The 19,523-nt window shown below is 54.5% G+C and carries 19 protein-coding genes; 6 read left to right on the top strand and 13 right to left on the bottom strand.

Going from position 1 to position 19,523, the window contains the following annotated elements; all coding sequences use genetic code 11:
• Nucleotides 1–28 precede the first annotated feature (28 nt).
• On the bottom strand, nucleotides 29–1,402 hold the full coding sequence (gene mpl, locus EDC52_RS05915; RefSeq protein WP_131864404.1) for a UDP-N-acetylmuramate:L-alanyl-gamma-D-glutamyl-meso-diaminopimelate ligase: 1,374 nt from the start codon (nucleotides 1,400–1,402) through the stop codon (nucleotides 29–31).
• A 186-nt stretch (nucleotides 1,403–1,588) separates the two neighbouring features.
• On the opposite strand from mpl, the gene fbp reads away from it, so the two are divergent.
• Nucleotides 1,589–2,596: a class 1 fructose-bisphosphatase gene (gene fbp, locus EDC52_RS05910; protein WP_131864403.1), complete on the top strand. Its 1,008-nt coding sequence runs from the start codon at nucleotides 1,589–1,591 to the stop codon at nucleotides 2,594–2,596.
• A gap of 68 nt (nucleotides 2,597–2,664) precedes the next feature.
• Nucleotides 2,665–3,195 (top strand): inorganic diphosphatase, encoded by a 531-nt coding sequence (gene ppa / locus EDC52_RS05905; protein ID WP_131864402.1) that lies wholly within the window; start codon nucleotides 2,665–2,667, stop codon nucleotides 3,193–3,195.
• A gap of 77 nt (nucleotides 3,196–3,272) precedes the next feature.
• Here the strand turns inward: ppa and EDC52_RS05900 are convergent, their stop codons facing one another.
• Genes EDC52_RS05900 through tamA form a run of 3 tightly spaced genes read right to left on the bottom strand, consistent with a single transcriptional unit; the run spans nucleotide 3,273 to nucleotide 9,183 of the window.
• On the bottom strand, nucleotides 3,273–3,620 hold the full coding sequence (locus EDC52_RS05900; RefSeq protein ID WP_131864401.1) for a gamma-glutamylcyclotransferase family protein: 348 nt from the start codon (nucleotides 3,618–3,620) through the stop codon (nucleotides 3,273–3,275).
• A 2-nt stretch (nucleotides 3,621–3,622) separates the two neighbouring features.
• Nucleotides 3,623–7,450 carry an autotransporter assembly complex protein TamB gene (gene tamB, locus EDC52_RS05895; RefSeq protein WP_131864400.1) on the bottom strand — a complete coding sequence of 1,276 codons (3,828 nt, stop codon included), beginning with the start codon at nucleotides 7,448–7,450 and terminating at the stop codon, nucleotides 3,623–3,625.
• Nucleotides 7,447–9,183 carry an autotransporter assembly complex protein TamA gene (gene tamA / locus EDC52_RS05890; protein ID WP_131864399.1) on the bottom strand — a complete coding sequence of 579 codons (1,737 nt, stop codon included), beginning with the start codon at nucleotides 9,181–9,183 and terminating at the stop codon, nucleotides 7,447–7,449. The genes tamB and tamA overlap by 4 nt, the downstream gene beginning before the upstream one ends.
• A 231-nt stretch (nucleotides 9,184–9,414) precedes the next feature.
• Here tamA and msrA point away from each other — a divergent pair, with 231 nt between their 5' ends.
• The gene (gene msrA, locus EDC52_RS05885; protein ID WP_131864398.1) at nucleotides 9,415–10,056 is read left to right on the top strand and encodes a peptide-methionine (S)-S-oxide reductase MsrA; all 642 of its coding nucleotides are present in this window, start codon (nucleotides 9,415–9,417) and stop codon (nucleotides 10,054–10,056) included.
• 140 nt (nucleotides 10,057–10,196) lie between these two features.
• On the top strand, nucleotides 10,197–11,528 hold the full coding sequence (locus EDC52_RS05880) for a hemolysin family protein (RefSeq protein ID WP_131864397.1): 1,332 nt from the start codon (nucleotides 10,197–10,199) through the stop codon (nucleotides 11,526–11,528).
• A gap of 103 nt (nucleotides 11,529–11,631) precedes the next feature.
• Here EDC52_RS05880 and EDC52_RS05875 read toward each other — a convergent pair whose 3' ends face one another.
• From EDC52_RS05875 to EDC52_RS05865, 3 genes are all read right to left on the bottom strand, one after another.
• Complete coding sequence (locus EDC52_RS05875; RefSeq protein ID WP_131864396.1) at nucleotides 11,632–11,838, bottom strand: DUF1107 domain-containing protein; 207 nt, start codon at nucleotides 11,836–11,838, stop codon at nucleotides 11,632–11,634.
• 541 nt (nucleotides 11,839–12,379) lie between these two features.
• On the bottom strand, nucleotides 12,380–13,126 hold the full coding sequence (cysQ, locus tag EDC52_RS05870) for a 3'(2'),5'-bisphosphate nucleotidase CysQ (protein WP_131864395.1): 747 nt from the start codon (nucleotides 13,124–13,126) through the stop codon (nucleotides 12,380–12,382).
• A gap of 207 nt (nucleotides 13,127–13,333) precedes the next feature.
• On the bottom strand, nucleotides 13,334–13,954 hold the full coding sequence (locus tag EDC52_RS05865) for a peptidylprolyl isomerase (protein WP_131864394.1): 621 nt from the start codon (nucleotides 13,952–13,954) through the stop codon (nucleotides 13,334–13,336).
• Nucleotides 13,955–14,132: 178 nt separating this feature from the next.
• Between EDC52_RS05865 and EDC52_RS05860 the strand changes: the two genes are divergently transcribed.
• Complete coding sequence (locus EDC52_RS05860) at nucleotides 14,133–14,774, top strand: OapA family protein (RefSeq protein ID WP_165911665.1); 642 nt, start codon at nucleotides 14,133–14,135, stop codon at nucleotides 14,772–14,774.
• 68 nt (nucleotides 14,775–14,842) lie between these two features.
• Here EDC52_RS05860 and rplI read toward each other — a convergent pair whose 3' ends face one another.
• The 5 genes from rplI to yjfP all read right to left on the bottom strand — a co-directional run bounded on the left by rplI (nucleotide 14,843) and on the right by yjfP (nucleotide 17,434).
• A complete protein-coding gene (gene rplI / locus EDC52_RS05855; protein ID WP_131864393.1) occupies nucleotides 14,843–15,295 on the bottom strand; it encodes a 50S ribosomal protein L9 in 453 nt (150 codons plus the stop codon).
• Nucleotides 15,296–15,333: 38 nt separating this feature from the next.
• Nucleotides 15,334–15,561 carry a 30S ribosomal protein S18 gene (gene rpsR, locus EDC52_RS05850; protein WP_005974788.1) on the bottom strand — a complete coding sequence of 76 codons (228 nt, stop codon included), beginning with the start codon at nucleotides 15,559–15,561 and terminating at the stop codon, nucleotides 15,334–15,336.
• A 4-nt stretch (nucleotides 15,562–15,565) separates the two neighbouring features.
• Nucleotides 15,566–15,883 carry a primosomal replication protein N gene (gene priB / locus EDC52_RS05845; protein WP_165911674.1) on the bottom strand — a complete coding sequence of 106 codons (318 nt, stop codon included), beginning with the start codon at nucleotides 15,881–15,883 and terminating at the stop codon, nucleotides 15,566–15,568.
• A 6-nt stretch (nucleotides 15,884–15,889) separates the two neighbouring features.
• Nucleotides 15,890–16,285 (bottom strand): 30S ribosomal protein S6, encoded by a 396-nt coding sequence (gene rpsF, locus EDC52_RS05840; RefSeq protein ID WP_131864391.1) that lies wholly within the window; start codon nucleotides 16,283–16,285, stop codon nucleotides 15,890–15,892.
• 408 nt (nucleotides 16,286–16,693) lie between these two features.
• Nucleotides 16,694–17,434, bottom strand: a complete 741-nt coding sequence (yjfP, locus tag EDC52_RS05835; protein WP_131864390.1) for an esterase — start codon at nucleotides 17,432–17,434, stop codon at nucleotides 16,694–16,696.
• Between the two features lie 117 nt (nucleotides 17,435–17,551).
• Between yjfP and EDC52_RS05830 the strand changes: the two genes are divergently transcribed.
• A complete protein-coding gene (locus EDC52_RS05830) occupies nucleotides 17,552–17,881 on the top strand; it encodes a YdgH/BhsA/McbA-like domain containing protein (RefSeq protein ID WP_131864389.1) in 330 nt (109 codons plus the stop codon).
• A 127-nt stretch (nucleotides 17,882–18,008) separates the two neighbouring features.
• On the opposite strand, the gene rlmB is transcribed toward EDC52_RS05830, so the two are convergent.
• Nucleotides 18,009–18,740: a 23S rRNA (guanosine(2251)-2'-O)-methyltransferase RlmB gene (rlmB, locus tag EDC52_RS05825; protein WP_131864388.1), complete on the bottom strand. Its 732-nt coding sequence runs from the start codon at nucleotides 18,738–18,740 to the stop codon at nucleotides 18,009–18,011.
• Between the last annotated feature and the right edge of the window lie 783 nt (nucleotides 18,741–19,523).

Genomic DNA, 19,523 nt, shown 5'->3' with positions numbered 1-19,523 from the left:
CCGATCCCGGGGGCTTTTTTTTGGCTGGTTACTTGGCTAGAGTCGCTTTGCGGGCCAGCTCAGCCAGCAACTTCTGGTGAATGCCGCCGAAACCGCCATTACTCATTACCAGAATGAAATCTCCCGGCTGGGCCGTTCTGGTAATCATATCCACCAGTGTATCCACATCAGCGTTCCAGTGAGCAGGCTGCACGCAGGCGTCAGCGACTTCACTTACCTGCCAGGGAATGTGCTGTGGCTGTAACAGGAATACTTCATCCGCGCGCCCCAGAGAAGGCGCCAGCTCGTTTTTGCTTAGCCCCATTTTCATGGTATTGGAGCGAGGCTCAAGCACGGCGATAATCCGCGCCGTCCCGCCGACCTTACTGCGCAGCGCGGCAAGGGTGGCCAAAATAGCGGTTGGATGATGGGCAAAATCGTCATACACCGTTACGCCATTCGCGCTGCCTTTGAGCTCCAGTCGACGACGGGCATTGATGAAGCTTGCCAATGCTTTACAGGCATCCGTCGGCAAAACCCCCACATGGCGCGCTGCAGCGATAGCCATCAGCCCATTATGCATATTATGTTCGCCTACCAGATCCCACTCGACTTCACCCACCAGGTCATCATTCAGGTAAACCTGCCACTTGCCGGCATCGGCTGCGGTTTTTCTGGCGCGCCACATTCCTTCTTCTCCGGCGTACTCAAGCTCGCTCCAGCAGCCCATGGCCAGCGTATGTTTCAAATTGGCATCGTTATCAGGCAGGATAATTCGCCCTTGCCCCGGTACCAGGCGTATCAGGTGATGAAACTGTTTTTCGATGGCTTTCAGATCATCGAAGATATCGGCATGGTCGAACTCAAGATTATTGAGTATCAGCGTGCGTGGGCAATAATGCAGAAATTTGGAACGCTTGTCGAAGAACGCGCAGTCATATTCATCAGCCTCTACGACAAAGAACGATCCTGCGCCAAGCCTGGCGGATACGCTGAAATTCCCCGGAACGCCGCCGATAACAAAACCCGGCTGATAGCCGCACTGCTCGAGGATCCAGGTCACCATACCTGCCGTAGTGGTTTTGCCATGGGTGCCGGCGACGGCGATGACCCAGCGTTGCTGCAGTACGTGGTCATGCAGCCACTGAGGACCGGAGACATAGGGAATTCCTCGTTCAAGCACCGCTTCAACGCAAGGATTACCGCGGCTCATGGCATTACCGATAATCACCAGGTCCGGCGCCGGCATCAACTGAGCGGGTGAGTAGCCGCTCATCAGTTCAATCCCCTGGTCCTGGAGCAGGGTGCTCATTGGTGGATAGACATTATCGTCAGAGCCGGTCACCTCATGTCCGAGGGATCGTGCCAGCATCGCCAGTCCGCCCATGAACGTGCCACAGATACCAAGAATATGAATGCGCATAATTTTTCCATTTTCAGCTGCGTATTACCGTCCATTCTAACGCCAGGACCTTTTGATAGAAACGGATTTGATGATGTACTCATAAACTGTTTGAGCTAAACTGCTAGGACAAACGTGTGTGGTAAAGTCTTTTTACCGCTGCTCATCCTTAGGTTTAGGGTCCTCTTTATCTTCAGGGAAAGTGTCATGAAAACGTTAGGCGAATTTATTGTTGAGAAACAGCACGAATTTCCACATGCCACAGGTGAGCTGACCGCCTTGCTTTCTGCCATCAAACTTGGCGCCAAAATCATCCATCGTGATATCAATAAAGCGGGACTGGTGGATATTCTGGGAACCAGCGGCGTGTCTAATGTTCAGGGCGAAGTTCAGATGAAGCTCGACCTGTTTGCCAATGAAAAACTGAAGGCAGCGCTCAAGGCCCGCGGTCAGGTAGCAGGCATTGCCTCGGAAGAAGAAGATGAAATTGTCGTCTTTGATGGAGAGGGTTCTGAAAACGGTAAATATGTGGTGCTGATGGATCCGCTGGACGGCTCATCGAATATCGATGTGAATGTTTCAGTTGGCACTATTTTCTCGATTTATCGCCGTATCACGCCAGTAGGTACACCGGTGACTGAAGAAGATTTCCTTCAGCCGGGCAGCAAGCAGGTAGCTGCAGGGTACGTAGTGTATGGCTCTTCAACCATGCTGGTATACACCACCGGCTGCGGCGTGCATGCTTTTACCTATGATCCTTCTCTGGGGGTATTCTGTCTGTCACATGAAAGCGTGCATTTCCCTGAGAGCGGACAGATGTACTCGATCAATGAAGGCAACTACATCAAGTTCCCCAACGGCGTTAAAAAGTACATCAAGTATTGCCAGGAAATGGACGAAGCGACTAACCGTCCCTATACCTCGCGCTACATTGGTTCTTTGGTTTCGGATTTCCATCGTAATCTGCTCAAGGGCGGCATCTATCTTTATCCCAGCACGGCGACCCACCCGGAGGGTAAACTACGTCTGGCTTATGAATGCAATCCGATGGCGTTTCTGGCTGAGCAGGCTGGCGGCAAAGCCAGCGATGGCAAGAACCGGATCCTGGATATCGTGCCGCAAAAATTGCATCAGCGTTCACCCTTCTTCGTCGGCACCCAGTCGATGGTGGAAGACGCCGAGAGATTTCTGCGCGATTACCCCGAAGAGCAATAATCGATAATTACGTTAAAACTCATTACAATGTGCGGTAACGCTTTATCGCACAGTTAAAGGAAACTGACATGAGCTTGAATCTGGTACCGGCAGGAAAAGATCTTCCTGAAGACATTTATGTAGTAATCGAAATTCCGGCGAATGCCACTCCGATCAAATATGAAGTCGACAAGGAAACCGGCACGCTGTTTGTCGATCGTTTCATGTCCACCGCCATGTTCTATCCGTGTAACTATGGTTACATCAACCATACTCTGTCACTTGATGGCGATCCGGTTGACGTGCTGGTCCCGACCCCGTACCCGCTTCAGCCAGGTTCAGTGGTTCGTTGCCGTCCGGTCGGCGTGTTGAAAATGACTGACGAAGCCGGTGAAGATGCTAAAGTTGTTGCCGTTCCCCACACCAAGCTGTCTAAAGAATACGATCACATCAAAGATGTTAACGACCTTCCGGAATTACTGCGCGGTCAGATCACCCACTTCTTTGAGCAATATAAAGCGCTGGAAAAAGGTAAATGGGTCAAGGTTGATGGTTGGGAAAATGCGGAAGCGGCCAAGGCCGAAATCCTCACGTCTTTCGAACGTGCCAAAAACAAATAACGTTGCTTGTAACGGAAAAAAAACACCGCTCAGGCGGTGTTTTTTTTGTTCATGCAGGCAGAAAGGAGCATCGCCGGTCAGGGTTCCTGGTCCCGCTTGAGCCAGTCGCCGCTTTTCAGCAGGCGCAAACCATCGACCGGACGCTGATAGACATACATCCAGGCAGTACCATAAGGGGTACCAATCAGTACCCGCTTATATTCACCACTCTTGGTGCGCAGCGCATCCAGTTCGCCGAGGGTCGAAGAATCGATACGATATACTTCGCAATAGACCTTGCCGCTGCCGGGAATAACAGCAGGGTAATGGCCCAGATCATACAGATCGTATCCCACTATTTCATAATCGCCCAGCCACTGACCGTTTGTCATCCAGTGGCTGTTGCCCTGCTTTCGTCGCAGGCTACCATAGACAATAATTCGCATTGTTAAAACTCAAACTGATAGAGCAAGTCTAACGCCTGATCGAGACCAGACACGGCTTCCAGATAAAGTTTAGGCATTAAACGGTAACGTAAAGTTAGCGTTGCCAGTGAATCAAAAATACCGACGCCATATTTAACCTGCAGGCCCGGTGCGACATAACCACTCACGACGACTTGAGAACTGTCGCCAACGCCCTGTGTATCCAGAGCTAAATGACTAACGCCAAAGGCTTCGCCAATCTTGCCGACCAGTTGGCCGCTTTGTGCGACCCCCATACCGACCAGCATCGATGTCATCATATTGCTGTCGCCGCCTGAAGCATCCAGCCCCTGACCGCGCAGCAGATAAGACAGCGCCTCCTGCTGGGATTTCACCGGATCCGAGAATACGTCCAGCTTCGGCTGATCTGCCAGGCCTGTAACCCTGACGCCTGCCGTCACCCCATCTTCAGTCGAATCTGGATTACGGATGGCTTCAATGTTCAGCAGGGGCTGATCCGGCGGACCGGAGAACAGCAATTGCCCTTTGTTGACGATCAAATCCTGTCCATAGGCATGGAAGCGGCCGGAAGGGATATCGATCTGGCCGTTAAGGCCTAATCCCCGGTGATCCTGCACCATTTTCAGATCGCCCTGCAACCGGGCTTTAAGACCGAATGCATCCAGCCGGACATCCTTCCCTACATGAATCGTCAGATTGCTGTTTATCGGCACAGCCGGCGCCCGGGCAGGGGCGATTGGCTTAAGCTGTTCATCCAGCAGCACTTGATCAGACGATACGCCGACCGCGCTCTCAGGCAGTTCCTGTACCACGATGCGCGCCCAGGGAATATCGACCGTGCCGTTCAGTGCAAACTGCGTTGGCGATGCGTCAAACACCACATCCGGCGACACGTCCAACCGTACCATGGGCGGCACGGTAATTCTCACTTTATCTCCCTTGGCGGCGATCCGTGCACGCCAGGCATCAATCTGGCTCCAGTCGGCGTTGCCGGCCAGGTTGATCTGGCCGCGGGTGGTCTGCACCAGCCCCTGCAGCACCGAACGTGTCCCTGAGAAATCTAGCGCCAGTCGACTGCTTTGCATAGCGAACGGCATCCAGTTGCCTTTAATGATCACCTTTTCCAGCCCTAACTGACCGAAAATCAGCGGCTGGCGGCTATTGCCGCCAATGCGCAGATTTGCATTCAGCTGACCGTTGGCGCTTTCCCCGCGTGACAGGATGGGATTGATGATCGCCAGAGAGATGTCGCGGATATTCAGGTTACCGGTAAGATTGCGCCTGCCCTGGGGATCGGCAATCCGTAATTGTCCATCGGTCTGGCCGTTGCCGGCGATTTTGACCAGCCAGTCCAGATTGGCATTGCCTTTGTCCAGCGCGGCATTGACATTCAGGGTATCAAACGCCACCGGCAGCGATCGGCTGTCAACGTTTTGGCGGATGTTCACGCCTTTACCCACCAGAGAGACTTTTGCCTGCGGCAGTGAGTCGCCCTGCTTCCAACTGACATCCGCCCGGCCGCTGAATACGCCCGCCAACTGGGTATCATCGGTGAGGAACGGTTTAATCATCGCCAGATCAAAACGATTTAGCAGCAGGCTGCCCTGGCCGCCTTGCGGGCTGGCGACAATATTGGTCGGCACGCACAGATTGGCATTCGGGTTCTGCCAGCAATGAGGGCCCACGGTAATTTTCTGACCGGCATTCAGGTAGTCCAGCGTCATATCCCGACTAAGACGCCATTCACCGACCGGCGTCTCAAAACGGGTCTGTGACAGCCGCCCCTGCCAGCGCTGTTGCTGCCGGTCAAAACCGCCGTCCAGGCTCAATTGGCCGGCGACCGGGTCGCCAGTGAGGCTGACGCGAAGCTGATGCTGCTTTTCATTGCCTTTGGCCGTCAGCAACAGTGTGCTTATTTTAAAACTGTCCTGCTGCAATTGACTGACCCGCAACGTCAAGTTGCCTTTGATCTGGTCGCTTGAGCTCAGATCGCCCTTCAGGTTTACCTGGCGGACGCTCAGAGCCTGGAACCGCAGACCGGAAGCGGTCAGGTCAGCCAGCAGTTGCGGCGCCATCAGGCTGCCGCGCACGTTAATCTTGCCCTTGGCGGTGCCGCCGAGTCCTGGCAGAGCACCATCCAGCCGGGGCGCATCTATAGTCGCATCCAGGGCAAGTTTCTCATCCAATTGGCCCTTGATATCCAGGCTATTGCGTCCCAGCGCCAGCTGGATACCGGGGATATTCCACTGATTGGCGGCATTGCCGGACAGACTGCCTTTGGCTGACAGTTTATTCTGTTTGATATTGCCGTCGAGTTTCAATTCGGGCACCCGCAGTTGCCAGCTGCCGCCATAAAGACTGCCCTTAGTGGTCATTTTTCCAGCCACTCTGGCCGGCCAGTCAGGCCATTGCCGGGCGGTATTGATGCCGGTCAACGTCAGTTCACTGCGCCAGCTTATCGCCTTGCTCCAGTCGATAACCGCGGTTAAATCGGTATGCCCCTGGAGGGCATCCACTCTCAGTCGGGACAGGGTAAACTGCGAAGGGGTGCCATTGCCCTGTATCGCCAGCGTGGCGGGCGGCATGCCCTCGCCGCTGAGAGCGGCCCCCACGGCCAGGCGGTAGTCCGTTGCCCGGCCAGCCAGATGCATTGACACATTTCTGGCCTGATAGTGGGGCGTGCCGGTGAGCGGCCATTGCAAATTATCGCTGACTATCCGCAGGTCCAACGGCAATCCCGTCTCGGCAAGGCGGGTTTTCAGGCTCAGCCCGGCCCCCAGCGGGCCGGAAAGATTGATGTTGCCCTTCAGTTCCTGGCGCAGTTCACCGTTAACGGTCAACTTTACCCGTTCGCCTTTCAACGGCGCTACATTCACTTTTGAGTTAACCGTCAGATTAACGGGCCAGTTGTCCCTCAGGCTGGCCTCGCCACTGGCATTAAGCAGTCCCTGGGGAGAGTCGATATCCAGCTTAGTCAGTGACAGATGCTGATCCTGCATTGCCATCCGCAGCGCCAGCGAGGTAACCAGGATATCGACATCCCCGGTCAGCCGCAGGTTTTCAGCCCTCAGGTCCTCTAGAGTGATATTCAACGGTAGCTGGATATTCGGTATCGACGGCAGCAAAGGCTTGGCAAAAAGCGCAGCCAGCGTCTCTCCCAGCGGCGGCGCCTGGCGCAGCGCGGCTTTCTCGGCATCCGCGCGGGTGGCGGCCTCTTTCTTTTCCTGCTCGGTCTGGATCACTGCATCTATCGCCTGGTCAGTGATGATTTCTGCCGCCTTGGGCAGTTTTACCAGCAAACCTTCAATATGGGTCGGTGACACTACCAAGTTGTTGTCGCTAAAGGTGATGCCACTGGTGAACTGGTTCAGTGAGACGGCGGTGCCGTCGACCTGTACGCTGACGTTATTTATCGCCAGGCGCTTCAGGATAACCGGATAAGGCGTGCTGATGGAGGATGCCGGCTGTTCGACTGCCGGCTCCTGTTCAGGCGTTGGCGTCATTTCCGCGGTTCTGATGCTGACGGCTACTTCGCTCAGGGACAGATCATCAAGGCACAGCTGCCGCTGGCGCAGGCAGGCGGTATTGACGGAGAGGTGGAATTGGCCGGCACGCACGGTGACGCCCGGCATCTGCCAACTGACGCCGTTAAGCGAGAGGTCTCGCCAGCCGCCGCTGACGCTGGCGATATCCAGCCCTGGTACCCAGCGGGAGGCTCCGTTCAATATCAGGTGCAGACCACTGGTGGTGCCGAGCAGGTAGGCTACGGTCGCCAGCAGTAGGATAATGAAGATGAATATTCCCAGGCTGATCTTTTTTATCAGACTCATAATTCAGGCCCTAATCCTATATAAAACTGGAGCCCATGCTCATCCTTATCGCCGACCGGGGCGGCGATATCAAGTTTGATCGGACCGACCGGCGACTGCCATCTGACCCCCACGCCGGCGCCGGTTTTAACATTACTCTGCTTGATATCATTGACCGCTTCACCCGCGTCGATAAAAGCGGCGCCCCACCACTTGCCGCTGACGTTGTATTGGTACTCCAGCGAACCGGTAGCCAGTTTCGACGCCCCGGTAAGCTTGTCTTTATCATCTTTTGGCGACAGTGATTTGTATTTGTAGCCACGAATACTGCGATCGCCGCCGGCGAAGAAACGCAAAGAGGGCGGTACACGTTCGAAATCATTGGTCTCGATCCAGCCCAGATTGCCGCGGGCAACAAAGCGGTGCTTGTCGGCCAGCGTACGAATCCAGACGTTCTGGGCCTGGATAACGAAGAAGTCGATATCCGATCCCCAGGTGGTGTCGGAGACATCGAACGAATAGCGCTGGGAGTCGCCCCACGTCGGCATCAGGCCGCCCCGCTGCCGGGTACGGTTAATGCTTACCCCTGGATACAGCAGCATGGTGGTGTTGGTGACATCGGCCTGGGTAAAGTGATCAAGGCTCCAGCGCAGGTTCACCGAACGCTGCCAGCCACTGGACATATCCCAGTAGCGAGCCACATTCACTGAAGTGGAATTAGACTGGGTATCGTTGAGATCTTCGCGCTTGAAGCCGGACTGCACCAGATAATATTGTTCCAAAGGGTTTTTCAACAGCGGGATCTTGTAACTGAAATCCAGCGCCTGCTCAGGGGCAGACAGACTGAGGCTGGTCTCCAGACTGTGACCGCGGGAATTTATCCATGGTCGGCTCCAACTGGTTTTTACCCTCGGACCAACATCGGTGGCATAGCCTACCCCGGTTTCAATGGTGTTACGGGTGCGCGGTGTCACCACCGCATCCAGCGGCAGCGTTTTGTTGGTTTTGCTCTGTTCGAAATCCGGCGAAATCACCACCGAGTTGAACCAGTTGGTCGCCGCTAATCGTCGGTTGAGTTCAGCCAGTGAGTCGGCGCTGTATTCCTCACCTTCACGGATGGACGACAGATTCTGCAGGTAATCTTCCCTTATCTGGGCGCCGTGAAAGCGTATTTTGCCAAACCGGTAGCGCTGGCCGCTGTCAAAGTCGATGTCCCAGAAGGCCTGATAGCGCGTTGGCGACACGCCGAGCTGGCTCTTGCGAAACTCGGCGTCGAAATACCCTTTGCGCAACGCCAGGCTGGACAAGCCATTTTTGAAGTTGGTGTAATCAGCATGATTAAGCACCGTGCCCAGCGCCGGCTTACCGTCCTTTACCCGCTGCCGATAATCAGGGTCCTGACGGGCATCGCCACGCAATATCACATCGACCCCGGCGATAAGCACCGGCTTGCCTGGATTGATACGGGTGACCAGGACCTCACGGCCGCCATTGACCGCCGGCCGGAACTGGAAATCGATTACCGGCGAGTAATAGCCCAGGGCACTGAGTCCCTCGCGGACCGCTTCATTGACTCGCGCCTGGAAGCGGGCATCCGCGGTGATTTCATCGGTTGAGATAGTGGACAGCCGCGCACGCACATTGCGCTGCAGTTCGCCACTGATGCCCTCTACCTGCAACCGGATACTGGCCCCCTGTGAAACCGGTGTCAGCACCAGGGTGCCGAGCAGGCATAACAGCCGAAGATATCGCATGCGCGGGTGGCTCCTGAGTTTGTTCTTCCTGATACAGCCTGGGTCGCGGTAATGAACCACCGTCATTCCTATCATCTTGTAATGGCAGAAGGCGCTTTAATTTTTATTACCTGCTTCTAAGCAGTGTAAATACATCTTAACGTAGTATCGTCGTATGATGTTTGTAAAAATTATGTTTTAAAACAGACTATGATTTGATACTGAGAGCCTTAGTCTAAACAGGAGTCAACTGTGGCGCAAAATTTTGATAAAACCCGACTTGTTTCACAAAGCGACGCTTTGCCGGGACGCACGCCCCCCATGCCGGTCGCGACCACTCATCTGTTCAACGGGCATTCGATGACCCACGTTCCGGAAGGGATGGCTGTCGCCCTGTTCGCCATGGGATGCTTCTGGGGCGTAGAACGCCTTTTCTGGCAGACGGAAGGGATATACAGTACCGCCGCCGGCTATAGCGGGGGCTTTACCCCCAACCCCACTTACCGCGAAGTCTGCAGCGGCCAGACCGCGCACGCCGAAGCGGTAAGGGTGGTATACGATCCGTCAGTGGTCAGCTATCGCCAACTGCTGCAACTATTTTGGGAAAACCACGACCCTGCCCAGGGGATGCGCCAGGGCGGCGATATCGGTTCGCAGTACCGTTCGGCTATCTATCCGCTGACGCCGGAGCAGCAAACCGAGGCCGTTGAAAGCCTGCAGGTGTTCCAGGATGCGATGGCCCAGGCCGGCGATACCCGCGAGGTGACAACTGAAATTGCCGCAGCCGGTCCGTTTTATTATGCAGAGGATGAACATCAGCAATACTTGTACAAAAATCCACATGGCTACTGTAATCTGGGCGGCATCGGCGTTTGCATGCCGCCACGGACCTGAAATCCGGCGGTCAGCAACGGGCATGAACCTTATACTGACCGCTGTTTCCACCTGATAACAACGATATACTGTTATCATTCACAACCTATATAGCCTTTTGAAGGCGTGCCGGCCAGAGGTCGGCCCGACGTGGCCAGATTATGCTGAACAGTATTTTGCTCATCTTGTTACTCATTGCCGTGAGTGCCTTTTTTTCAATTTCAGAGATTTCCCTCGCCGCATCGCGCAAGATCAAGCTGAAACTCCTCGCTGATGAAGGCAACATCAATGCCCAGCGGGTGCTGAAACTGCAGGAAACGCCGGGCGTATTTTTCACTGTTATCCAGATTGGCCTGAATGCGGTGGCCATACTCGGCGGTATCGTCGGCGATGCCGCTTTTTCCCCCTCGTTCTTCGGCATTTTTATTCGTTTCATGTCGCCGGAACTGGCTGAGCAGCTAAGCTTTATCTGTTCCTTTACCCTTGTCACCAGTCTTTTCATCCTGATCGCCGATTTGACCCCGAAACGTATTGCGTTGATTTCACCTGAGGCTTATGCCGTTCGGATAATCAACCCAATGCGCTTGTGCCTGCTGGTATTCCGCCCCCTGGTGTGGCTGTTTAACGGCATGGCCAACATGATTTTCAGAATGCTGAAGCTGCCGATGGTGAGAAAGGATGACATAACCTCGGACGACATTTATGCCGTGGTCGAAGCAGGGGCGCTGGCCGGGGTGCTGCGTAAGCAGGAGCATGAGCTGATAGAAAACGTCTTTGAGCTGGAATCACGCACCGTCCCCTCGTCGATGACCTCCAGGGAGAGCATTATCTATTTCGATCTGCATGAGTCGGAAGAGAGCATCAAAACCAAAATTTCGACGCATCCCCACTCCAAATTTTTGGTATGCGATGCCAACATCGACCATATCCTGGGTTATGTCGACTCTAAGGATTTGCTTAACCGGGTGCTGGGCAATCAGAGCCTGGCGCTCAGCAGCGGCGTGCAGATTCGCTCGGCGCTTATCGTGCCCGATACCCTTACTCTCTCGGAAGCGCTGGAGAGCTTCAAAACGGCAGGCGAGGACTTTGCGGTAATTCTGAATGAATATGCGTTGGTGGTAGGCATCATTACCTTGAACGATGTGATGACGACACTGATGGGCGATCTGGTTGGACAGGGGCTGGAAGAACAGATTGTCGCTCGGGATGAGAACTCCTGGCTCATAGAAGGCGGTACACCGATTGATGATGTGATGAGGGTGCTGCACATCGATGAGTTTCCGCAGGCGGGCAATTATGAAACTATTGGCGGCTTTATGATGTTTATGCTGCGCAAAATCCCCAAGCGAACTGATTTTGTCCGCTTTTCAGGCTACAAATTTGAAGTGGTGGATATCGACAGCTACAAAATTGACCAACTGCTGGTCACCCGCATTGAGGAAAAAACCTCAATGCTGCTCGCGCCTTCCACAGATAGCACCACGGTACTCTGAAGGTTGCAACGAGTGACGGCGCCGATATTCACCGGCGCCGTCACTTTATCCTCCTCTGGCGAGGAGAAGACAGGACCGCATCGCGGAGCGAACGGTATTACGATCAGCCCATTTCCGCCTGCAGACGCATGACTTGCCGATTCACTTCGGACATTACGCTGAAATGCTGTTTGTCCCGTACCCGGGGCATCAGTATCTTGCCTTTGTCAAACTCAAAGGCACCGATGCCTTTGATATAAATTCTGCCGCGGAAAAGGGTCTTCACATAAGTGGCAACTTTCACTGCGTTATAGCGATGGAAGATTCTCATTGTTCAACTTTCTCCCTTGGTTTACTTCGTCCTGCCGTATGCCTGGAAGAATAGCGCAGGCATAAATCGGTCGGTGTTCATTATATAAGCATCAGCTAATGCAATTAATCTGAGTCGCCCGAACGTAATTAGTTCCGGGCGTTACAGTATTGCTAACGGGTTTTACACTATTTGACAGTATGCTGCTGGTACATCGTCGGTTTGTACAGGACAAACGCCCTAGAGCCGCCAGTGACATTGCCTTAAGGGCGCACGATTGAGACAGCAGCAATCCGTGTAGTCAGCATGGGAAAAATAGCCTGCGCCAAAGGAATATATTTATTCTCCCGGCAATGACCCGCTGCAGACGAGCTACTCTAGCGCAGCAATATGACTGAATGAAGACAGGGACAGGGGGCAGGCAGGAATAACCATCGGCGTCGGCGGGTGGCGTCGGCGGGTGGCGGGTGGCGTCGGCGGGTGGCCGGGGGCCGGGGGCCGGGCAGCGATAGGTTGCCGGCCCTGCTGAAATCAAATAGGAAAAACGCTCGGCCAGCCTGTATCAGAAGAGCGAAACGCGAAAGCCAGGGTTAAGGAAAGATTCTCGAGGGTGGTAATCCAGTGGACGCCCCTGCCAGTCATTCACTACCGCGCCGGCGGCGCTGGCTATCGCATGACCTGCGGCGGTATCCCAGACGCTGGTAGGTGCAAAGCGGGGATAAAGTTGAGCCGAACCTTCAGCCACCAAGCAGAACTTCAGCGACGAACCGACAGTGACGGTCTGATGCTCACCCAGTTGGGCCAGATAATCACGCAACTCCTGGTTATCGCCATGAGAGCGGCTGACCACGACCAGCGGAGGACGGGCTTCCTTGCAGTGTATAGCCAATGTGTTACCGCCGCTATCGACCTTCCAGGCCTGCCCATGGCTGGCGGCATACAATACACCGGTTACCGGCGCGTAGACCACGCCAAGCACGGCGATACCGTTTTCAATCAAGGCGATATTTACGGTGAACTCACCGTTGCGGCGCAGAAATTCTTTGGTTCCGTCCAGCGGATCCACCAGCCAGAATCGGGTCCAGTGCTGACGCACCTCCCATGAGGGCGGATCTTCTTCGGACAAAACCGGGATATCGGGCGCCAGCGCAAGCAAGCCGTCGGCAATAACCCGGTGCGCGGCCAGATCGGCAGCGGTTACCGGGGAATCATCGGTTTTCTGGTTCAGTTCCAGCGGCTTGTCGCCATCATACACCTGCATGATCGCTTTACCCGCGTCACGGGATAACTGGCTAATCTGTTCAATCATGACACACCTCTGAATGTTACCGCCGGCTACCGATACGGTAACGGCAGTTCGCTGGGGTCACAGCCCTGAACGGCCGGCCGGTAGTCTCTAGATCATAATAGTCCAGACCGGTTAACAGTTCGACATCCGGGCCGTAGAAGTTTGACCTGCCGTGGCCCGGCGGAAATAAAAATATCGCCGGACCGCTTTGCCTCTATCAGCGGTATCTCAGAGAATTTCCAGCAGTTCCACTTCAAAAATCAGCGCGCTGAAAGGAGGAATCGATGCACCAGCGCCACGCTCGCCATAAGCCAGGTTGTGGGGAATATACAGCTCCCATTTGGAACCCACCGGCATCAGGGTTAATGCTTCGATCCAGCCAGGGATAACGCCGCTGACCGGAAACTCGGCCGGCTGGCCGCGCTGCACTGAACTATCGAATACCGAACCGTCCAGCAAACGACCGGTATAATGTACCTTAACCCGATCCTGCCGAGAAGGAATGGATCCGTCACCCTGTTCGAGCACTTTGAACTGAAGGCCGGACTCGATCAGATTGACGCCTTCTTTAGCGGCATTGGCTTCCAGGAATTGCTGCCCTTCCACCGCCAGATGCTGCTGGCGCTCAAGACGGACCGCATCGGCACGCTCATGGATAGTGCGCAGCGCACGATGAATCACATCAACCGGTACCGCAGGCGCATTGCCCGCCAGCGCGTCAGTCAGTCCTGCCAGCAGAGCTTCAGGCAACAGTCCCTGCAGACCTGATTCTTCAAGCTGCTGTCCTACCTGTAAACCAATGCCGTAACTTGCCTGAGCTTCAACGCTGTCTAGAGAAAGGGTAGTCATTAAATATCCTTGTTTATATAAAACCGAAAGGCGAAGCATAACAGCGCCAGCCGACCGGGTAAAATCTTCATCAATGAATATTATTCCTGCAACCGATGCAGTCGGCAGCGCCAATGGCGAATTAACCTTGGTGGTTCCGGGCACAGCGCTTTATACTTCAAATGATTAACGCATAACCATGGCAAGAGAGGTCATCATGGGCAGAATCGCGCCCAGGAAAAACAAACAGTCCCGTTTTTCCGGTTCGATTTTTGATGTATTCAAAAAAGAGCCGCGTCATAACCTGCGCCCTAATGATGAGGATGAGGGTGACATCACGTCAGAAACCGGACTAAGAGCCCGGCTGACACAGTGCTGGCATCTGCCTGACCGCTTTGACTGGCTGGCTCCGCTGCCTGCGGTGCATCGCCGTTGGCTGTGCGTCGCGTTGCTGGTGGTGATCGTGGCCTTTATCTGGCCCTCTGCTCCCGAAACGCCGGCCGTCTCCCAATCCGCATCAGACAGCCGCACCGCGGCACTGCAGGCCGAGCTGGTTGATAACAGCGCAGACAGTCAGCCCGATGGCAACTGGCGGCAATATCAGATTAGCGAAGGGCAAACGCTGGCGCAGTTATTCCGTCAGCATGGTTTGCCGGTAGCGGATGTTTTTGCCATGGCTCAGGTGGAGGGTGGCAGTAAGCCGCTGAGCAATCTGCAGGCGGGTCAGCAGGTGAGAGTCATGCAAAACGAGCGCGGGCTGGTGACCGCCCTGGAGATTGAAACGTCGACCGGCAAAGTACGCTTCGATCGTCAATCAGACGGCAGCTACCAGGTCAGATAACATGATGTGTGAAAAGCAAAACGCCGGCACAGGGCCGGCGTTTTTTTTACTACTGCTTAGTCTTTCGATTAAGCTTCAGCAACAACGATAACATTCAGGGTAGCGAAAACATCGCTGTGAACCTGGATGCTGACATCGTGATCACCGATGGTACGCAGAACGCCATTCGGCAGACGCACTTCGCTTTTGGCAACAGAAACGCCGGCAGCGGTGATGGCATCAGCGATATCGCGGGTACCGATAGAACCGAACAGTTTGCCTTCGTCGCCTGCTTTAGACGCGATGGTGACGCTGCCCAGTTCGTTGATTTTCGCGGCGCGTGCTTCAGCGGCATTCTGATCGGCAGCCAGTTTGGCTTCACGTTCAGCGCGGTTCGCTTCGAAATATTCAACGTTTTTCTTGGTTGCCGGAACGGCTTTACCTTGCGGTACCAGGAAGTTACGAGCATAGCCCGCTTTAACATTAACCTGGTCGCCTAAGCTGCCAAGGTTGGCTACTTTATCAAGCAAAATAACTTGCATTACCTTATCCTCTCAAAGTCTTATTGGACAGTGACCGATTACTGATGACGATCAGTGTACGGCAACAGAGACAGGTAGCGCGCACGCTTGATCGCACGTGCCAACTGACGTTGGTATTTTGCACGAGTACCGGTAATACGGCTCGGGACAATTTTGCCGCTTTCGGTGATGTAGTTTTTCAGCGTAGCGATGTCTTTGTAGTCGATCTCAACAACGCCTTCCGCGGTGAAACGGCAGAACTTGCGACGACGGAAATAACGTGCCATATGGCTAGTCTCCAGAATCTATCAATTCAATCTGCTCGGCATGCAATACCACTTTACTGATTCCATTGCGGCCCTGATGGCAACAAATGAAACCCTGCACCGTGAGTTGCGTACCGACCGTTATACTGCGAGTAATATCGGTTGACTGTTTCCCACTGACCACCACGGGCATTCTGCACCATGCTTGTCGTGAAAAACCGGCTTCCTGCTGCTGCGAGCGGTGCTCAAGCACAAACTGGCAGTGCGGAATACCTGACGGGCTAACCTTGCGAATCGGTGTCTTGCACACAGTGCCCGACAACGCCAGACGGTTGGCCGTCATCATCAATTACTCTTCAGAATCCCCAGCATCAGTGTCATCGTTGGCTTCAGTGGCGAAATCTTCACGGCGCTCACGGCGTTCGTCTTTCGCTTTAACCATCGGTGAAGCTTCAGTGACCGCATGCTTAACGCGCATGATCATGCTGCGGATAACGGCGTCGTTGAAGCGGAAGTTTGTTTCCAGCTCATCGATCGCTTCCTGCGGAGCTTCTACGTTCAGCAGAACATAGTGAGCCTTGTGCAGTTTGTTGATCGGGTAAGCCAGCTGACGGCGGCCCCAGTCTTCCAGGCGATGAATCTGACCTTCCGCATTGGTGATAGCGGTGGTGTAGCGTTCAATCATGCCCGCAACCTGTTCGCTTTGGTCAGGATGGACCATAAAAACGATTTCGTAATGACGCATAGAATTGCTCCTTACGGATTATTCAGCCTCCTGTCAGGGTCAACCGCGGCCCATGGAAGCAAGGAACGTGATAATTGTGCGGTCGAAAAATGACGCGCAATAGTACATTTCTACAAGGCGTAATACAAGGATTTAGTGGGTTCTTGCGGGAATTAAAAAGGTCAGATAACTGGCAGGCCAAATACTTTTATGAAAAATAATATCAAAAATAAATTCTTGATTCAAAATTACTGAATGATTGCATCAATAAACTCTGGTTTTTCCTTAGCGCAAGGCTGCTTATAATGTAATCAATCCAGTAAGCAAGGCTTAGCAAAGAAACCCAGCACCAGGGAATATAAGAAGAAGAGTCATCTTGCATTTAGGCCCCGTATATGGGGCTTTTTTTTTGCCGGTCCTACCTCCTCCCTACAGATGGTGTTTGAAGAACTCACAGCCTGCAGCCAGCGCAGAAACTGTGATCTTATGACCGATGCCCGCTTCTGTCAGGTAGGTGACCTGGTGATGTCCCTCAGTATTTCGCAGCGCCTGATAGAGTTCGGCGCTCTCCTCGGGCGGCACCAGCGGGTCAGCTTCGCCATGCCATAGCAGCAGCGGCCTGCCAGCCAGCCGATCCAGACGATGATAAACATCATACTCCGCCAGAGGCGCCCAGCCAGGTGCCGACGCATTGTCGCCGTCCTGCGCCTCCTGGGGAAACAGTCGCGATGATAATGAGAGGTAGCCCCCCGACCCCATAAAACAGGCTGTGGCCTTCAGCCAGGAATAGCGAGCCATTGCCCCCAACGCTGTCATGCCGCCCATCGACGCGCCGCAAATGCCGACCCTGTCCTCTTCAATCAGACCCTTTTGACGGTAAAAATGATAGAGGCCAGGTACTTCATCAATATTGTTGCGCAGGATGTCCCAGAAATGATTGAAGCGGTATGCCTCATTGCCGTCAAAACGCGCGCCGTGCATCAGAGCATCGGGCAAAATCACGCGAAACCCGGCCTTGGCCAGCGCATAACCGAAATAGGAATACACTTCTTTGGAAGAGGTGTAGCCATGATAAAAGAACAGGGTCGGCAGAGGCTGGTTGTATGCCCCGGCTGGCACTGCATGGATGACGTCGATGCCGTCAACCGACTCCTGATGCATTTCTACCATTTGATTCCCCGCTTATTCAACGTACTGCTTTAACAGCTTTGTTCACCCTACCTTAATCATCGGCAGTCATTTCCGCTATACTGTTGACTCTTTAATTTGTTTTATCGGGGAATAGTTATGAAACAGATCGCCGCCGTTATCATTCCGCTGAGCCTGCTTTTGGCGGGCTGCAGCCTGATGAACAGCGAATCCGAATCCACCCCAGCCTCCGCCGCTGCGACCTCCTCGGGCAATGCTGAACCAGCAGTTCAGATAAGCCGCAATCAGGTGGGCTCACTGGTCAAGTCCGGCAATATTACCGTCAGCGAACGTGGCAGCCCAATGGATGCCGAACAGGCTTTGCAACAAAAGGCCAATGAAAACGGCGCCCGATACTATCAGGTCATTTACATTTCTGAGACCGTAACGCCTGGCGTCTGGCGTGGTGAGGCCATCATCTACCGCTGATATAATAGGCGTGCGGACGTCAGGGGCAGGATGTCCGAACACCCCGGCGGCATGCCGGGGCAGATAAGGTGGTTAAATCGTTATGGCAGTCGTTTTATAACCGACGACGCCACAGTGGCTCACGTTATTACAGACGCTGCCTGACGGCCTCAAACAGGCATACACCTGCTGCCACAGAAACATTAAGCGAGGTAACTGTGCCAGCCATCGGAATACTGATAAGCTCGTCACAGTGCTCTCGCGTAAGCCGACGCATACCCTCGCCTTCAGCCCCCATCACCAGCGCCAGCGGTCCGGTCAGTTTGCTTTGATAAAGATGGTGGTCCGCTTCACCGGCAGTGCCGACAATCCAGACATTGTGCTCTTTGAGTAATCGCAGAGTCCGTGCAAGGTTGGTCACCCGGATAAGCGGTACCGTTTCGGCTGCGCCACTGGCGACCTTTTTAGCGGTTGCGTTAAGCTGGGCCGAACGATCCCGCGGAACAATAACCGCATGTACCCCGGCGGCATCCGCATTACGCAGGCAGGCGCCAAGGTTATGCGGGTCTGTCACGCCATCAAGTATCAGCAGTAGCGGCGCCGTATGCTGCTGCAGCAGGGATTCCAAATCACTCTCCTGATATTGCCGTCCTTCCTGTACCCGGGCCACGATCCCCTGATGTACCGCCCCTTCCACCTTTTCATCCAGCCACTGGCGGTTGGCGACCTGTATGGTCAGCCCGGCTGCCTCCAGTTCCAGCAGCAGCGGATGCAGGCGGCGGTCGTCCCGCCCTTTGAGGATCCAGACATCCAGAAACCGTTGCGGATCGCGTTCAAGTAATGCTTTAACGGCATGAATACCGTAAATAATTTCGCTCATGTTCTTTCTTAATGTAAATGGGCCATTAAGGCCCATGCGTTAAATCATACAGATAAATCCAGTCGAGACACTCCAACCAGGCGTTATTCGCCAGTCTTAGTGGACCCTGCCGGTTTTTTGCTGCGTTTAGGTTTCGCCGTTTCACTGCGGTCCACGCTTGCTGCAGGCGCTTTAGGCGCGGCCTTTTTGCTACGAGCAGCAGGTTTGGCCTGTTCTGCCGTCGCCGGCTGCGCGGCGGCGGCTGGGCTTAGCGATGCGGGCGCTGCCGTTGCTGCTTTAGACGTCGCTTTGGGCGTTGCCTTTTTGCTGCGAGCAGCAGGTTTGGCTGTTTCAGCCGCTGGCTTGGCGGTGCTTGACGCTGGCCTGGCCTTTTCTGCCGTCGCCGGCTGCGCGGCGGGTGCCGGGCTTACCGATGCGGGCGCTGTAGAGGCAGGCTTGGATGTCGCTTTGGACGTCGCTTTGGATGTCGCTTTAGACGTCGCTTTGGGCGTTGCTTTTTTGCTGCGAGCAGCAGGTTTGGCTGTTTCAGCCGCTGGCTTGGCGGTACTTGACGCTGGCCTGGCCTTATCTGCCGTCGCCGGCTGCGCGGCGGGTGCCGGGCTTACCGATGCAGGCGCTGTAGAGGCAGGCTTGGATGTCGCTTTGGGCGTCGCTTTGGGCGTTGCCTTTCTGCTGCGAGCAGCAGGTTTGGCTGTTTCAGCCGCTGGCTTGGCGGTGCTTGCCGCTGGCTTGGCCTTATCTGCCGTCGCCGGCTGCGCGGCGGGTGCCGGGCTTACCGATGCA

This window comes from Biostraticola tofi (assembly GCF_004343195.1).
GTDB lineage: Bacteria > Pseudomonadota > Gammaproteobacteria > Enterobacterales > Enterobacteriaceae > Biostraticola > Biostraticola tofi.
This window is presented reverse-complemented; position numbering and strand designations above follow the sequence as displayed.

Coding starts and splice junctions, on each gene's coding strand:
- EDC52_RS05900 (WP_131864401.1), bottom strand. CDS start 3,620: ATGCGAATTATTGTCTATGGTAGCCTGCGACGAAAGCAGGGCAACAGC.
- EDC52_RS05880 (WP_131864397.1), top strand. CDS start 10,197: ATGCTGAACAGTATTTTGCTCATCTTGTTACTCATTGCCGTGAGTGCC.
- EDC52_RS05830 (WP_131864389.1), top strand. CDS start 17,552: ATGAAACAGATCGCCGCCGTTATCATTCCGCTGAGCCTGCTTTTGGCG.
- yjfP (WP_131864390.1), bottom strand. CDS start 17,434: ATGGTAGAAATGCATCAGGAGTCGGTTGACGGCATCGACGTCATCCAT.
- tamB (WP_131864400.1), bottom strand. CDS start 7,450: ATGAGTCTGATAAAAAAGATCAGCCTGGGAATATTCATCTTCATTATC.
- rplI (WP_131864393.1), bottom strand. CDS start 15,295: ATGCAAGTTATTTTGCTTGATAAAGTAGCCAACCTTGGCAGCTTAGGC.
- EDC52_RS05875 (WP_131864396.1), bottom strand. CDS start 11,838: ATGAGAATCTTCCATCGCTATAACGCAGTGAAAGTTGCCACTTATGTG.
- EDC52_RS05865 (WP_131864394.1), bottom strand. CDS start 13,954: ATGACTACCCTTTCTCTAGACAGCGTTGAAGCTCAGGCAAGTTACGGC.
- priB (WP_165911674.1), bottom strand. CDS start 15,883: ATGACGGCCAACCGTCTGGCGTTGTCGGGCACTGTGTGCAAGACACCG.
- rpsF (WP_131864391.1), bottom strand. CDS start 16,285: ATGCGTCATTACGAAATCGTTTTTATGGTCCATCCTGACCAAAGCGAA.
- rpsR (WP_005974788.1), bottom strand. CDS start 15,561: ATGGCACGTTATTTCCGTCGTCGCAAGTTCTGCCGTTTCACCGCGGAA.
- ppa (WP_131864402.1), top strand. CDS start 2,665: ATGAGCTTGAATCTGGTACCGGCAGGAAAAGATCTTCCTGAAGACATT.
- rlmB (WP_131864388.1), bottom strand. CDS start 18,740: ATGAGCGAAATTATTTACGGTATTCATGCCGTTAAAGCATTACTTGAA.
- fbp (WP_131864403.1), top strand. CDS start 1,589: ATGAAAACGTTAGGCGAATTTATTGTTGAGAAACAGCACGAATTTCCA.
- mpl (WP_131864404.1), bottom strand. CDS start 1,402: ATGCGCATTCATATTCTTGGTATCTGTGGCACGTTCATGGGCGGACTG.
- tamA (WP_131864399.1), bottom strand. CDS start 9,183: ATGCGATATCTTCGGCTGTTATGCCTGCTCGGCACCCTGGTGCTGACA.
- cysQ (WP_131864395.1), bottom strand. CDS start 13,126: ATGATTGAACAGATTAGCCAGTTATCCCGTGACGCGGGTAAAGCGATC.
- EDC52_RS05860 (WP_165911665.1), top strand. CDS start 14,133: ATGGCAAGAGAGGTCATCATGGGCAGAATCGCGCCCAGGAAAAACAAA.